Genomic DNA, 13,364 nt, shown 5'->3' with positions numbered 1-13,364 from the left:
CGTCGCGATCGGGTCTCGGCCGGCTACTCCGCCGCCGGCGTGTGGAGCGAGAGGAGGCGGGCCGTGCGGGCGTGGTCCACCGCCCGCCCGCTCTCGATGTCACCCGCGCCGAGATTGCGGCGCTCGTCGTTGATCGCCGCATGGACCGCGTCGATGGCCAGGATGAGGGCGCTCACGGTGCGGTTGTCGATGTTGCGCTCGCGGGCATGCTGGACGACGTCGGCCACAAGGTCGTCGGTCTCGCGCACGAGGCCGTCGAGGTCGGCCTTGCCGGTGGCGGCGCGCACCTCGCGCAGGATGTCGAGGAGCCGGTCGAGGACGATGTCGATGCGCTCGCGCCGCTTTCGGGCGAGGCGCTGGGCGACCCAGGCGACACCTGAGCCGACGGTGCCGCCGAAGAACGCCAGCAGGTAGATGTAGTCCTCGTAGCGCTCGAACATCGTCTGCTGTTCGCGCTCGAAGTAGTCCACCGCGCCGGGATGATTCGGCAGGCGAGCGCTCGTGGCCGCGACGGTGGAATCGAAATCCGGCGCCTTCATCAGGTTGGCGATCGGCGCCAGAGGCGCCAGCTTCGAGCGCCACTCGAACAGGTGCTGAGTCACCGAGGCGACCGTGAAGCGGCTAACGCCGCCGCGGGCCATCAGCCGGTAGGAGGCGCCCACCGTCTTCACGTCCTCGTCCGGGCGCTTCGGGCGACCGCCGAAGGTGCCCGCCGGGATCGTCACGGATTGCAACTCGGGCATCCGCTGGATGATCGCCCCGCCATCCGGCACAGAGACGAAATTGATCTTCTTCTCGGCCGAGGCCGCCTCGACGGCACGCACCGTCGAGATCGCCGCCTTCGAGGCCGGAGCGGCGATGACCGCCACCGCGTCGACGCGGCCCTCCGCGATGGCGCTGGTGACCTCCTGGGGGGTGAGCGGCACGAGGGCGATCCGGGCCGGGCCGAGCCCGGTTTCGGGGACCGGCTCGGCCGCCGGCTGGGCGGAGAAGTCGTAGAAGGCGAGGAGGTTCGTCAGGAACGGCATGTCGGCGGCGTGCCGCTCGACCACGCCGAGGCGCTTGCGCGCGAGGTCGGGGAAGTTCTCGATGCCCGCCGCTTCCGGCGCGGCGATCAGCAGGGCCTCGTCGTGCAGGATCGCCAGGGTGAGCCCGTTCTCGGGCAGGAGGACGTCGGGCCGAACCACGGCGAGGTCGGCCTTGTTGCGCTGGAGCGCCTCCGCGCTGTCGCGCACGTCATCGTAGAAGTTCAGCTTGAGGCGGACATCCTCGCGACCGCGGGCCAGAGCCTGGGCGTAGGTCTGAAGCAGGGTCGCCTCGGCGCCGTCCCGGGGACCGACCGCCACGGTTAGGGTGGTGGGACGCGACAGGTAGACCAGCATCCCCGCCACGACGGCGAAGCCGAGCGCCAGAAGGACGAGAAGCCACTCGCGTCTCACGAGAAATGCCGGCATGGCAGGAACGAGCCTTTGTCCAGCGGGATCACCATATCTGCGAGACCGACCCCCGAACCCCGTCCGGATCGTGAAGAACCGATGACACCGCGAAACGTTGCGTCCCGCCGCCCCACCGGAGCCGCACCGGATGACCGGGCCGAGGTCAAACCGCCCCCGCCCGTCACCCCCGCCTATCTCGAGCGGGCGGCCCTGCATTACCTCGAACGCTACAGCGCCTCCGTGGCGATGCTGCGGCAGACCTTGAAGCGCCGGGTCGACAAGCGCTGCCGCCTGCGCGGGGAGGAGGCGAGCGCCTTCGCCGAGGCGATCGAGGCCACGGTCGCCCGCGCGGTCGGCGCCGGCCTCGTCGACGACGCCCGCTTCACCGCCGGGCGCCTCGCGGCCCTGCGCCGGCGCGGTGCCTCCGCCCGGGCCCTGTCGGCCAAGCTCGCCGCCAAGGGCGTGTCGCGCGAGCAGGTGGCGAGCGCGATGGAGGCCGAGCGCGAGACGGCGGAGGCGGGCGTCGACCTCGAGGCGGAAGCGGCCCGGGCCTATGCCAAGCGGCGGCGCCTCGGACCCTGGCGCCGGCCCGGGACGCGCGAGGCCCATCGCGACCGGGATCTCGCCGCCATGGCCCGCGCCGGCTTCCCGTACGGCCTCGGCCGACGGGTGATCGAGGCCGATCCCGACGCCGAGCCCCTCGACCACGAGGCTTAGCTCCGGGACCGGGCTCCGGGCTTTGGTTCCCAGCTATAAGGCTGCGACATCGCGGCGGCGGAGAAAGCCCGAATCCGTGCGCGAAAACTTGAACGAAGCGCGAACGAGGCGCATTTCTCACCGATGGACGAAATGCTCGCGAAGAAGCTGCGCATCCTCGCCGATGCCGCCAAGTACGACGCCTCGTGCTCCTCGTCCGGGGCGCCCAAGCGCACGGCCGGCAAGGGCGAGCTCGGCTCGACCACCGGCGCCGGCATCTGCCACGCCTATACGCCGGACGGGCGCTGCATCTCGCTCCTGAAGATCCTGCTGACGAATTACTGCCTGTTCGACTGCGCCTACTGCGTGAACCGGCGCTCCTCCAACGTGCAGCGGGCGAAGTTCTCCGTCGAGGAGGTCGTGACCCTCACGGTGGAGTTCTACAAGCGCAACTACATCGAGGGCCTGTTCCTCTCGTCGGGCATCATCAAGTCGCCCGATCACACCATGGAGCTGCTGACGCGGGTGGCGAAATCGCTGCGGCGCGATCACGGCTTTCGCGGCTACATCCACCTGAAGTCGATCCCGGAGGCGAGCCCCTGGCTGATCGAGGAGGCGGGCCTCTACGCCGACCGTCTGTCGATCAACGTCGAGCTGCCCACCGAGGCGAGCCTGGAGCGCCTGGCCCCCGAGAAGGACGGCGCCGTCATCCAGAACGCCATCGCGCAGATCGGCGAGCGCATCGCCGAGGCGAAATCCGAGAAGCGCCGGTTCTCGCCGGCCGGGCAGTCGACGCAGGTCATCGTCGGGGCCGACGCCACCACGGACGAGGCGCTGATCCGCAAGAGCGCCCTGCTCTACGGCTCCTACAACCTCAAGCGGGTCTACTACTCGGCCTTCAACCCGATCCCGGACGGGTCCACCATCCTGCCGCTGACCGCGCCGCCGCTCCAGCGCGAGCACCGCCTGTACCAGGGCGACTGGCTGCTGCGGTACTACGCCTTCACCCCCGACGACGTGGCCGACGCCACCGAGGACGGGATGCTCTCCCTCGACATCGACCCGAAGCTGGCCTGGGCCCTGAAGCACCGGGCGCGCTTTCCCGTCGACGTGAACGCCGCCGACCGCGAGATGCTGCTGCGGGTGCCGGGCCTCGGCGCCCGGGCGGTGGACAAGATCATCCGGGCCCGCCGGCACACCCGCCTGCGCCTCGACGACGTCGCCCGCCTGACCTCGGCCCTGAAGCGGGCGCGGCCCTTCCTCATCGCCGCCGACTACCATCCGGCGGGCGGCCTCACCGACCGGCTCGACCTGCGGGCACGGCTCGCCGACCCGCCCAAGCAATTGTCGCTGTTCTAGGATGGCGGGCGCACACCGATCGGCTCCTCCCTCCCCCGCGGAGGGGACAGGGTTCGGGCGCGGCGCGCTCGAAGCCGTCGACCTCTCCCCGGGCGCCGACCTCGAGGGCTTCCGGGCCGCGGCCCGTCGCCTCGCCGGCCGGGGCATCCCGCCGAAGCGGGTGCTGTGGTCCATCGGCGAAGCGTCCGGGCTGTTCGGGGCGCCGCCCCCCGCGCCCTCGGAGGAAGCTCCCTTGAGCCTGCCGCGCGGGGTGGGCGAGATGGTCGCCCGGGTGGTGCTGCACCGCGACCCTGAGCGCTACGCCCTGCTCTACGATCTGATCTGGCGCATCCAGCGCGGCGAGCGGCGTTTGCTGGAGATCTCGAGCGACCCGCTGGTCCATCGCCTGGAGCGGATGCGCAAGGCCATCGCCCGCGACCTGCACAAGATGCACGCCTTCCTGCGCTTCCGCCGCGTGGAGGGCGATGGGCCGGAGCGCTTCGTCGCCTGGTTCGAGCCGGACCACCACATCCTGGGGGCCGCCGCCCCGTTCTTCGTCGATCGCTTCCGCGGACTGGACTGGACCATCCTGACGCCGGAGGCCTCCGCCCGCTGGGACGGCGATGTCCTCGCGTTCGGACCGCCAGGGCGACGCGAGGACGCGCCGGCACAGGACGGATTCGAGGCCGGCTGGCGCGATTACTACGAGAGCACGTTCAACCCCGCCCGGACGAACCTCGCCGCGATGCGGGCGGAGATGCCGAAGAAGTACTGGCGCAACATGCCCGAGACCGCCGCCATTCCGGGCCTCGTCCGGCAGGCGGCGGCGCGGACCGGCGCCATGATCGAGAGGACGCCGCAGATGCCGGTCAAGCGCAATCCCGCCCGGGCCGTCGCGGCCATGGCGGACCAGGCCCCGGATTCGCTGGAGGCGCTCAACGCCATCATCCGGCGCTCGGAGCCGCTGGTCCCCGGCGCGACCCAGGCCGTCCTCGGCGAAGGACCGCTGGGCGCGTCCATCGCCTTCGTGGGTGAGCAGCCGGGCGACCAGGAGGACCGCCAGGGGCGCCCCTTCGTCGGCCCAGCCGGGCAACTGCTCTCACGGGCGATGGCCGAGGCCGGGATCGTGCGAGGCGAGGCCTACCTCACCAATGCGGTCAAGCACTTCAAATTCGAGGAGCGGGGCAAGCGCCGCATCCACCAGAAGCCCACCGCCGGCGAGGTCAGCCACTATCGCTGGTGGCTCGACCGGGAGCTCGATTTCGTCGCGCCGAAGCTCGTGGTGGCGCTCGGCGCCACCGCCGTGCTGGCGCTGACGGGCAAACAGATCCCGATCACCCGGGCGCGCGGCCCGGCGGATTTCGAAAAACCCTATGCGGGGTTCATCACCGTGCACCCGTCCTACCTGCTGCGCCTGCCGGACGAGGCGAAGGCGGAGGCCTACGCGGCCTTCGTGGCCGATCTCCGCCGCGTCCACGACCTCGGGCGCTCCCTGGCCGCCTGACGCCTCACGCCCCCTCCTCCTTGTGGGGGCGCAGCTCCGGCGTGACCTGGTCGATCGCGGTCTCGATGGGGGCGGAGCGGCTCTCAACCCGGGTGCTGTCGACGAAGATGCGGGCCTCGCCCTCCTTCAGGCCGAGGCTGCGCAGGGCGTAGAGAGTCATGCCGAAGGCCAGTTCGCGCTCGGCCATCAGCACGAGTCCGACGCCCTGCTCCTCGAAGTGGCGGCGCTCGCCGTCGTTGTGGGTGCGCACCAGGGTGTCGATGCCGGGATGGATCTCCCGGGCGAGCTCGACGATGCGCCGCGTCGTGTGGGCCTCCGGGGTCGCGACCACGATCAGGCGGGCCTGGGCGATGTCGGCGGCCTGCAGGATGCCCGGCGCCGTGGCGTCGCCGAACACCGCCTCGATGCCCTCCTGGCGCAACTCCAGGACCCGGCGGCGGTCGCGGTCGAGGACGATGTAGGGCAGGTCCCAGGCCTTGAGCGCCTGGCCGATGGTACTGCCGACCCGACCATAGCCGATGAGGATCGCGTGGCCCCGATGCGGCGGGCTCTCGCTGGTGACCGCCAGGGCCGCGGCGCCCTGGCGCTCGAAGCGGGCGGCGAGGGCCGGACGCTCGGCGACCTTGCGGCCGACCCAGTCGGTGAGCGCGAAGAACAGCGGGTTGAGGGTGATCGACAGGATGGCGCCGCCGAGGATGAGGTCGCGCCCCTCCTCCGGCAGGAGCTTCAGAGATAGGCCGAGGCTGACGAGGATGAACGAGAACTCGCCGATCTGGGCGAGGCTCGCCGCGATGGTGAGCGCGGTGCCCAGCGGATGCCGGAAGGCCAGCACGATCGCCACCGCCGCCAGGGACTTGCCGATGAGGATGACGCCGAGCACCGCCAGCACCGAGAGCGGTTCGCGGATCAGGATGCCGGGGTCGAACAGCATGCCGACCGAGACGAAGAACAGCACCGCGAAGGCGTCCTGCAGCGGCAGGGAATCGGCCGCCGCCTGATGGCTGAGGTCGGATTCGGCGAGCACCATGCCGGCGAAGAAGGCGCCGAGCGCGAACGAGACGCCGAAGAGCTCCGCCGAACCGAAGGCGATGCCGAGCGCCAGGGCCAGCACCGCCAGGGTGAAGAGCTCGCGCGAGCCCGTGCGTGCCGCCTGGTCGAGGAGCCAGGGCACGAAGCGGCGCCCGCCCACCAGCATCACGGCGGCGAAGATCCCGACCTTGGCCAGCGTCAGCCCCAGGGTCAGCCAGATGTTGCCGTCCCCGGCATGGTGCGCGACGCCCGCCCCGTCGCCCCCGAGGGAGGGGGCCAGCGCCGGCAGCAGCACGAGGGCCAGCACCATGGCCAGATCCTCGACGATGAGCCAGCCCACCGCGATGCGGCCCTTGTCGCTGTCGAGGAGCCGACGCTCCTCGAGCGCCCGCAGCAGCACCACCGTGCTCGCCACCGACAGGGCAAGGCCGAAGACGAGCCCCGCCCCGAGGCCCCAGCCCCAGGCCAGCGCCAGCGCGCCGCCCATGGCGGTGGCCGCCAGGATCTGCACGATGGCGCCCGGCAGCGCGATGGTGCGCACCGCCATCAGGTCCTTGATCGAGAAATGCAGGCCGACGCCGAACATCAGCAGGATCACGCCGATCTCGGCGAGCTGGCCGGCGAGCTGGCTGTTGCCCACGAAGCCCGGCGTGTAGGGGCCGACGAGGACGCCCGCGAGGAGGTAGCCCACGAGGGGCGGCAGGCGCAGGCGCTGCGCCAGCATTCCGCACACGAAGGCCAGCACGAGGCCGAGGGCGATGATGGCGATCAGCTCTGTCGCGTGCGGCACGGGTCGGGAGTCTCCGGGTCGAGGTTTTGGGGTCGAGGTCTGGGGCTCCCTCGGCCGTGCCGCGTGGCGCCCGCGAGGGCAAGCCGCGATCGGCCCTGACGTCCAGGCTGGCCCCGAAATTCCGCACCGCGCGTCGCTTCGCGTGCCCCGACGCACAACGTCGGCCCTCGGACGGGGGTTTCGCGGAATAAATCCGGCTGGGCCGCCGCGTCGCCCGCGCTCGCTTTTCAATGAACCGGAAGGAAACTCTTGGCCGTCACCTCCCGTTGTCGAACCAACGTTTGTTGCGTCGAGCAACGCCAGCATCACCTTGCGATTACGATTCCTTCGGCGGAACGGACGATCGATGACCTCACCGAACGAGCATTCGACTGCACCCAATGCAGTCGAGACCCGAAATTCGACCCTCTGGACCGTGGCCCTCGCCACCGCACTTCTCGGCTTCGTCGCGCTCCCGCGTCGGGCCGGAGGGACGGCACCGGCCCGGGCGATGCCGAAGGATCCGGCCCGCCAGCCCTCCCCGTCCCATGCCGGCACCGAGGCCCGCCGGGTGGCCAGCGCCGAGCCCGAGCGCGGCCGCGGCGCGCGCACGCCGTCCGACATCCCGGCGAAGGGCTGGAAGGATATCGGGATGCGGGCATTCCACGACGTCTCGGAGAACAACATCATCTCGGTCGCAGCCGGCGTGACCTTCTACGTGCTCCTGGCGATCTTCCCCGCCATCGCCGCCCTGGTCTCGTGCTACGGGCTCGTGGCGGACGTGGCCACCATCAACGAGCACCTGCAGAGCCTGCAGGGTGTCATCCCCTCCGGGGCCCTCGACATCGTCGGCGAGCAGGTCAAACGCATCGCCGCCAAGGGCGACACCACCCTCGGCTTGACCTTCTTCACCGGCATCGTGCTGTCGCTGTGGAGTGCCAACGGCGGCATGAAGGCGGTCTTCTCCGCCCTGAACATCGTCTACGAGGAACGCGAGACGCGCAGCTTCGTCTGGCTCAACCTGCGCTCGCTGGCCTTCACGGGCGGCGCGCTGCTGTTCATCATCCTGGCGCTGGTCGGGATCGTGGTGGTGCCGGCGGCGATCAACATCATCGGGCTGAGTTCGGAGGCCTGGTACATCGCCCTGCTGCGCTGGCCGGTGCTCCTCGCCGCGGTGCTCGGCGGCCTCGCCCTGCTCTACCGCTACGGCCCGAGCCGCGACGCCCCGCGCTGGCGCTGGGTGACCTGGGGCAGCGCCCTGGCCGCCGTGGCCTGGCTCATCACCTCGCTGGGCTTCTCCTGGTACGTGGCCAATTTCGGCAAGTACAACGAGACCTACGGCTCGCTGGGTGCCGTGATCGGCTTCATGACCTGGATCTGGATCTCCACCACGATCGTGCTCATCGGCGCCGAGATCAACGCCGAGATGGAGCACCAGACCGAGGCCGATACCACCCGCGGCCCCGAGCAGCCGCTCGGCACCCGCGACGCCCGGATGGCCGATACGGTGGGGGCGGCGACGTGAGGGGGAGCCCTTCAGCTCAAGTCTGATTTCGAGTACGGTCGCGGTATGGATCGCAGCACCGCCCTCGAGATTCTTCGCGCGCACGAGGCCGAGTTGCGCGAACGGGGCGTTCTGCATGCCGCCCTATTCGGTTCCGTCGCGCGTGGCGAGGCGCATGCGGCAAGCGACCTCGATGTCATGATCGACATCGACGAGACCACCATCCGGGATGTCTACGGGTACGTCGGCGTCGTCGGGTTCATCGCCGATCTGTTCCCTGTCGAAGTGGATGTCGCAACCCGCTCGATGCTGAAGCCTCACGTACGCCCCGGAGCCGGGCGCGACGCGATCCATGCTTTCTGAGCGGGGCCGCCGCGCCCTGCTCGGCATCATCGAAAATGTTGAAGCGGCTCAGGATTTCACTGCGGACCTGAGCTTCGAAGATTTCGCCAGCAACCGGCTTCTACTCTACGGCGTGACGCGCTGCCTGGAGATCATCTCGGAGGCGAGTCGGCGCGTCGACGAGGAAACCCGACTCCGGAACGTCCATATCCCATGTCGGCAGATCGCGGACTCGGGGAACGTCTATCGGCATCGATATGAGCGTGTCTCGGCAAAGCTTTTGTGGGGGACCGTCCATGAGGCATTGCCTGACCTACTCACGGTATGCCGGAACGAACTACGGGCCGACCAATGATCTTCGCGGCGACGTCGCCATTTCCCCCCTCCTTTCGTTGATCGATCGATGACCGCTGCCTCCTCCGAAAAGCCCGTCGGCCCCGGCGATCAGCTCATCCTGGTCGACGGCTCGTCGTTCATCTTCCGCGCCTACTTCCAGTCGATCAACCAGGACCAGAAGTACAACACCCGGCCGTCGGACGGCCTGCCCACCGGGGCGGTGCGGCTGTTCTGCACCAAGATCGCCCAGTTCGTGCAGGAGGGCGCGGCCGGGGTGATGCCGACGCATCTGGCCATCGTGTTCGACAAGTCGGAGGGCTCGTTCCGCAAGGAGCTGTTTCCCGACTACAAGGGCCACCGGCCGGACGCGCCGGACGACCTCAAGCGGCAGATGCCGCTGATGCGCGATGCCGTGCGGGCCTTCGGCCTGCAGCCGATCGAGCTCATCCGCTACGAGGCCGACGACCTCATCGCCACCTATTCGCGCCAGGCCGAGGCGCGGGGCGCCGGCGTCATCATCGTGTCCTCCGACAAGGACCTGATGCAGCTCGTCGGCCCCCTGGTGCGGTTCTACGACTTCGAGTCCGGCGCCAAGGGCAAGCCCGGCTACCGGCCCGAGCGCAACCTCGACCGCGAGGCGATCATCGCCAAGTGGGAAGGCCTCACCCCCGAGCAGATCGGCGACGCCCTGGCGCTGATCGGCGACGCCTCGGACAACGTGCCGGGCGTGCCCGGCATCGGCCTGAAGACGGCGGCCGCGCTCATCAAGGAATACGGCAGCCTCGACGCGCTGCTCGATCGCGCCGCCGAGATCAAGCAGCCCAAGCGCCGCGAGACCCTGCTCGCCAGCATCGATCAGGCCCGGCTCTCGCGAAAGCTGGTGGCGCTGGAGGAGAATGTGCCCCTCCCGGTGCCGCTGGACGACCTGCGCCTGCCCAAGCCCGATCCGCAGAAACTCGTCGGCTTCCTCAAGGCGATGGAGTTCAACACCCTGACCCGGCGCATCGCCCAGATGCTCCACGTGGACCCGGAGGCGGTGCAGCCCGACCCGGCGCTGCTGCCGAACCGCGAGCCCGCGCCCGACGCCCCGTTCTTCCCCGATGCCCACGGTGATCCCGTGCCGGTCGATCCCGAGACCGCGTCCGGCGCGCCGAGCGGCGAGGTCGATCCCTTCGCCGATCTCGGCCTGCCCGACGTCGCGCCCAAGCCCCGCGGCCCCTCCGAGCCGACCCCCGCCGGCCTCGTGGCGGCGCGGGCGGCGGAGGCGGTGAAGCCCTTCGACACGGCCGCCTACGAGACGATTCAGTCCGTCGAGCAACTCGACGCCTGGATCGCCGAGGCCGAGGAGGCCGGCGTCATCGCCGTCGACACCGAGACGGATTCGCTGGACGCCAACCACGCCAACCTCGTGGGCGTCTCCCTCTGCGTCGCGCCGGGACGGGCGGCCTACATCCCGCTCCGGCACCAGGAGCCCGTCAAGGGCGCGGACGGAGACCTGTTCGGCGACGCCAAGGCGGCCTCGGAGGCGTTCCAGCCGGCGGCGGGCCAGATCGACGCGAAGGTGGTGCTCGAGCGCCTGAAGCCGCTCCTTGAAAATCCCGGCGTGCTGAAGGTCGGCCAGAACCTGAAATACGATCTCGCCGTCCTGTCCCGCTACGACATCCGCGTGACGCCCTTCGACGATACCATGCTGATCTCCTACGTGCTCGATGCCGGCAAGGGCGGACACGGCATGGACGAGCTCGCCCGCCGCCATCTCGGACACCAGCCCATCACCTTCTCGGACGTGGCCGGCACCGGCCGGGCCAAGATCACCTTCGACCGGGTGGCGCTGGACAAGGCCACCGCCTACGCGGCCGAGGATGCCGATGTCACCCTGCGCCTCTGGCGGATGATGAAGCCGCGGCTCGTGGCCGAGAAGCGCGTCGCCGTCTACGAGACCCTGGAGCGCCCGCTCGTGCCGGTGATCGCCCGGATGGAGGGGCAGGGCATCCGCGTCGACCGCAACATGCTGAGCCGCCTGTCCGGCGACTTCTCCCAGATCCTGGTGCGCCTGGAGGAGGAGATCCAGGAGGATGCGGGCGAGAGATTCCAGGTCTCCTCGCCCAAGCAGATCGGCGACATCCTGTTCGGCAAGATGGGCTTGCCCGGCGCCAAGAAGACGCCCTCGGGCCAGTGGGCGACGCCCGCGACCCTGCTCGAGGAGCTGGCCCAGGCCGGGCACCCCCTGCCGAAGAAGATCCTCGAATGGCGCCAGCTCGCCAAGCTGAAATCCACCTACACGGATTCGCTGCAGCAGCATGCGGACCGCGAGACCGACCGGGTCCACACCTCGTTCTCGTTGGCCGCCACCACCACCGGCCGGCTCTCCTCCTCCGAGCCGAACCTGCAGAACATCCCGATCCGCACGGAAGAAGGGCGCCGCATCCGCCGCGCCTTCGTGGCGGCGGAGGGCAACCGCCTGATCTCGGCCGATTACAGCCAGATCGAACTGCGCCTCCTCGCCCACATCGCCGACATCCCGCAGCTGCGCCAGGCTTTCGCGGACGGCATCGACATCCACGCGGCCACCGCCAGCGCGATGTTCGGTGTGCCGCTGGCCGAGATGACCGCGGACCTGCGCCGGCGCGCCAAGACCATCAATTTCGGCATCATCTACGGCATCTCGGCCTTCGGCCTCGCCGACCGCCTCGGCATCGGCCGCGAGGAAGCCGGGGCCTTCATCAAGCAGTATTTCGAGCGCTTCCCCGGCATCCGCGCCTATATCGACGACACCAAGCGCCGGTGCCGGGATCTCGGCTACGTCACCACCCTGTTCGGCCGGGTCTGCCACTACCCGCAGATCCGCTCGAATAACCCCAACGAGCGCGCCTCCGTCGAGCGTCAGGCCATCAACGCCCCGATCCAGGGCTCGGCCGCCGACATTATCCGCCGGGCGATGATCCGCATGGAGGAAGCGCTCCGGGCCGAGCGTCTCAACGTGCGCATGCTCCTGCAGGTGCACGACGAGCTCGTGTTCGAGGCGCCCGAGGACGAGGTCGAGAAGGCCCTGCCGGTGATCACCCGTATCATGGTCGACGCCCCCGCCCCCGCCCTGACCCTGCGGGTGCCCCTGGTGGTCGAGGCCCGGGCCGCCCTGAACTGGGAGGAAGCGCACTGAGAGGTGCCTCGCTCCGCCTCGGGTCCGGCCGAGGCCGGCGGCGAGATCGGCGACACGGACCAGGAGCCGGTTTGGCGGCGATCCGTACGACGGGCTAGGCCCCCCGGTTGATCCGCAGCTGCCGCGCGACGGTCGGTCCGTCGAACCGGTAGTGGACCATGGCGTCCGAGTCGCCGGTCTTGATCGCGGAGGGCGGCGCGCTGCGGTGCCCCGCGCCGGCGGACGCGACATCCGACGGGCGCACCGGCATGCCCCCCTCGGGGAACGGGGCCGCTTTGGAGTCGGGCGGGCGGAATGACACCCCTTCGAACGCAATGCTCCAATGCGACGCAGGGTGGAACGCCCGCTTGGGCCGCGTGTTGCCGCACCACAAACGATCAACAAGAACGGCGCCGTTCGGGCGCCCCGGAAAGAGACCCTGCCATGACCAAGTCCCTCCTCGCCGCCCTCGGCCTGTCGGTCGCCGCCCTCGCCACTCCGGCGCTCGCCCAGGAGCCCCTGTCGTTCCGCGTCGCGCCGCAATTCGGCGACAACCAGCCGACCGTGACCGACACCTCCGACTTCCGCGCCGCGGCGCTGCGCTCGGATGCCGTCAGCATCGAGTCGAGCCGCATCGCCCTGGAGCGCTCGCGCAACCCGCGCGTCCGTCAGTACGCCCACAACGTTCTGGTCGAGCGTAAGGCCACCACCCAGGCGCTGCTGCCCGAGGGCACCTCGCTGACCGCCGGCGGCACCGTCGTGTCCGACACCCAGCCCTTCGAGACCCGCCTCGACAACCCGATCGGCGTCGTCCTCGCCCCGGTGACGATCTCGGCCACCATCGCCCAACGCGTCGTGGGCGGCGTCCTCGGCGGCGTCGGCCTCGTCGACAACAGCCCCTCGGAGCCGGGCCGCCGCGTCGCCATCGGCGCCGAGGGCCAGGGCCGCATCGACCGTCTGAAGTCCGCCCGCGCGGGCCGCGACTTCGACCGCACCTACGTCGACCAGCAGGCCAACTCGGACGCCCGCACCCTCGGCCTCTACGCGTCCTACGCCCGCAACGGCGACAACGCGCAGGGTCGTGAGTTCGCCAACCAGGCGCTGCCGTACATCGCTGGCGAGCACGCCCACTCGGCCAACCTCGCCGACCGGATCAACTGACCGGCACGCCCACGTTGGAATGAGAGAGGGCCGCCCCGTGGGGCAGCCCTTCTCTATTGGGTGTTTCAGGTCAAGAGGGATTATCGCCAACCTGCTCTCGTCCGTGTTGG

The 13,364-nt window shown here is 70.1% G+C and carries 11 protein-coding genes; 8 read left to right on the top strand and 3 right to left on the bottom strand.

Annotated elements, in window-relative coordinates; genetic code table 11:
* Positions 1–23: 23 nt before the first annotated feature.
* On the bottom strand, positions 24–1,454 hold the full coding sequence (locus tag ASF20_RS14370; RefSeq protein WP_056275142.1) for a TAXI family TRAP transporter solute-binding subunit: 1,431 nt from the start codon (positions 1,452–1,454) through the stop codon (positions 24–26).
* A gap of 81 nt (positions 1,455–1,535) precedes the next feature.
* Here ASF20_RS14370 and ASF20_RS14365 point away from each other — a divergent pair, with 81 nt between their 5' ends.
* The 3 genes from ASF20_RS14365 (at position 1,536) to ASF20_RS14355 (ending at position 4,974) form a co-directional block, all read left to right on the top strand.
* Positions 1,536–2,153 (top strand): RecX family transcriptional regulator, encoded by a 618-nt coding sequence (locus tag ASF20_RS14365; RefSeq protein ID WP_056275140.1) that lies wholly within the window; start codon positions 1,536–1,538, stop codon positions 2,151–2,153.
* A gap of 123 nt (positions 2,154–2,276) precedes the next feature.
* Positions 2,277–3,491, top strand: a complete 1,215-nt coding sequence (locus tag ASF20_RS14360) for a putative DNA modification/repair radical SAM protein (protein ID WP_056275138.1) — start codon at positions 2,277–2,279, stop codon at positions 3,489–3,491.
* A 1-nt stretch (position 3,492) separates the two neighbouring features.
* Positions 3,493–4,974 carry a UdgX family uracil-DNA binding protein gene (locus ASF20_RS14355; protein ID WP_056275136.1) on the top strand — a complete coding sequence of 494 codons (1,482 nt, stop codon included), beginning with the start codon at positions 3,493–3,495 and terminating at the stop codon, positions 4,972–4,974.
* A 4-nt stretch (positions 4,975–4,978) separates the two neighbouring features.
* Here the strand turns inward: ASF20_RS14355 and ybaL are convergent, their stop codons facing one another.
* Entirely contained in the window at positions 4,979–6,793 is a 1,815-nt protein-coding gene (gene ybaL, locus ASF20_RS14350; protein WP_056214315.1) for a YbaL family putative K(+) efflux transporter, read from the bottom strand.
* A gap of 346 nt (positions 6,794–7,139) precedes the next feature.
* Here ybaL and ASF20_RS14345 point away from each other — a divergent pair, with 346 nt between their 5' ends.
* The 4 genes from ASF20_RS14345 to polA are packed head-to-tail and all read left to right on the top strand — an operon-like array spanning position 7,140 to position 12,114.
* Positions 7,140–8,297: a YihY/virulence factor BrkB family protein gene (locus ASF20_RS14345; protein WP_056275133.1), complete on the top strand. Its 1,158-nt coding sequence runs from the start codon at positions 7,140–7,142 to the stop codon at positions 8,295–8,297.
* 45 nt (positions 8,298–8,342) lie between these two features.
* Entirely contained in the window at positions 8,343–8,639 is a 297-nt protein-coding gene (locus ASF20_RS14340) for a nucleotidyltransferase domain-containing protein (RefSeq protein WP_056275132.1), read from the top strand.
* Positions 8,629–8,973, top strand: coding sequence for a HepT-like ribonuclease domain-containing protein (locus tag ASF20_RS14335; protein WP_056275129.1), 345 nt, complete (start codon positions 8,629–8,631; stop codon positions 8,971–8,973). Before ASF20_RS14340 ends, ASF20_RS14335 begins: the two co-directional genes overlap by 11 nt.
* A 48-nt stretch (positions 8,974–9,021) precedes the next feature.
* The gene (gene polA, locus ASF20_RS14330; RefSeq protein WP_056275127.1) at positions 9,022–12,114 is read left to right on the top strand and encodes a DNA polymerase I; all 3,093 of its coding nucleotides are present in this window, start codon (positions 9,022–9,024) and stop codon (positions 12,112–12,114) included.
* Positions 12,115–12,208: 94 nt separating this feature from the next.
* Here polA and ASF20_RS24140 read toward each other — a convergent pair whose 3' ends face one another.
* Entirely contained in the window at positions 12,209–12,364 is a 156-nt protein-coding gene (locus ASF20_RS24140) for a hypothetical protein (protein ID WP_156648086.1), read from the bottom strand.
* A 173-nt stretch (positions 12,365–12,537) separates the two neighbouring features.
* Between ASF20_RS24140 and ASF20_RS14325 the strand changes: the two genes are divergently transcribed.
* Positions 12,538–13,254, top strand: a complete 717-nt coding sequence (locus tag ASF20_RS14325; protein WP_056214300.1) for a DUF4142 domain-containing protein — start codon at positions 12,538–12,540, stop codon at positions 13,252–13,254.
* Positions 13,255–13,364: the final 110 nt, after the last annotated feature.

It is taken from the genome of Methylobacterium sp. Leaf88 (genome assembly GCF_001422795.1).
Taxonomy (GTDB): domain Bacteria; phylum Pseudomonadota; class Alphaproteobacteria; order Rhizobiales; family Beijerinckiaceae; genus Methylobacterium.
The sequence above is the reverse complement of the archived record's forward strand: the minus strand, read 5'-3'. Positions and strand labels throughout refer to the sequence as shown.

Coding starts and splice junctions, on each gene's coding strand:
- ASF20_RS14335 (WP_056275129.1), top strand. CDS start 8,629: ATGCTTTCTGAGCGGGGCCGCCGCGCCCTGCTCGGCATCATCGAAAAT.
- polA (WP_056275127.1), top strand. CDS start 9,022: ATGACCGCTGCCTCCTCCGAAAAGCCCGTCGGCCCCGGCGATCAGCTC.
- ASF20_RS24140 (WP_156648086.1), bottom strand. CDS start 12,364: ATGCCGGTGCGCCCGTCGGATGTCGCGTCCGCCGGCGCGGGGCACCGC.
- ASF20_RS14360 (WP_056275138.1), top strand. CDS start 2,277: ATGGACGAAATGCTCGCGAAGAAGCTGCGCATCCTCGCCGATGCCGCC.
- ASF20_RS14340 (WP_056275132.1), top strand. CDS start 8,343: ATGGATCGCAGCACCGCCCTCGAGATTCTTCGCGCGCACGAGGCCGAG.
- ASF20_RS14345 (WP_056275133.1), top strand. CDS start 7,140: ATGACCTCACCGAACGAGCATTCGACTGCACCCAATGCAGTCGAGACC.
- ASF20_RS14355 (WP_056275136.1), top strand. CDS start 3,493: ATGGCGGGCGCACACCGATCGGCTCCTCCCTCCCCCGCGGAGGGGACA.
- ASF20_RS14325 (WP_056214300.1), top strand. CDS start 12,538: ATGACCAAGTCCCTCCTCGCCGCCCTCGGCCTGTCGGTCGCCGCCCTC.
- ASF20_RS14365 (WP_056275140.1), top strand. CDS start 1,536: ATGACACCGCGAAACGTTGCGTCCCGCCGCCCCACCGGAGCCGCACCG.
- ASF20_RS14370 (WP_056275142.1), bottom strand. CDS start 1,454: ATGCCGGCATTTCTCGTGAGACGCGAGTGGCTTCTCGTCCTTCTGGCG.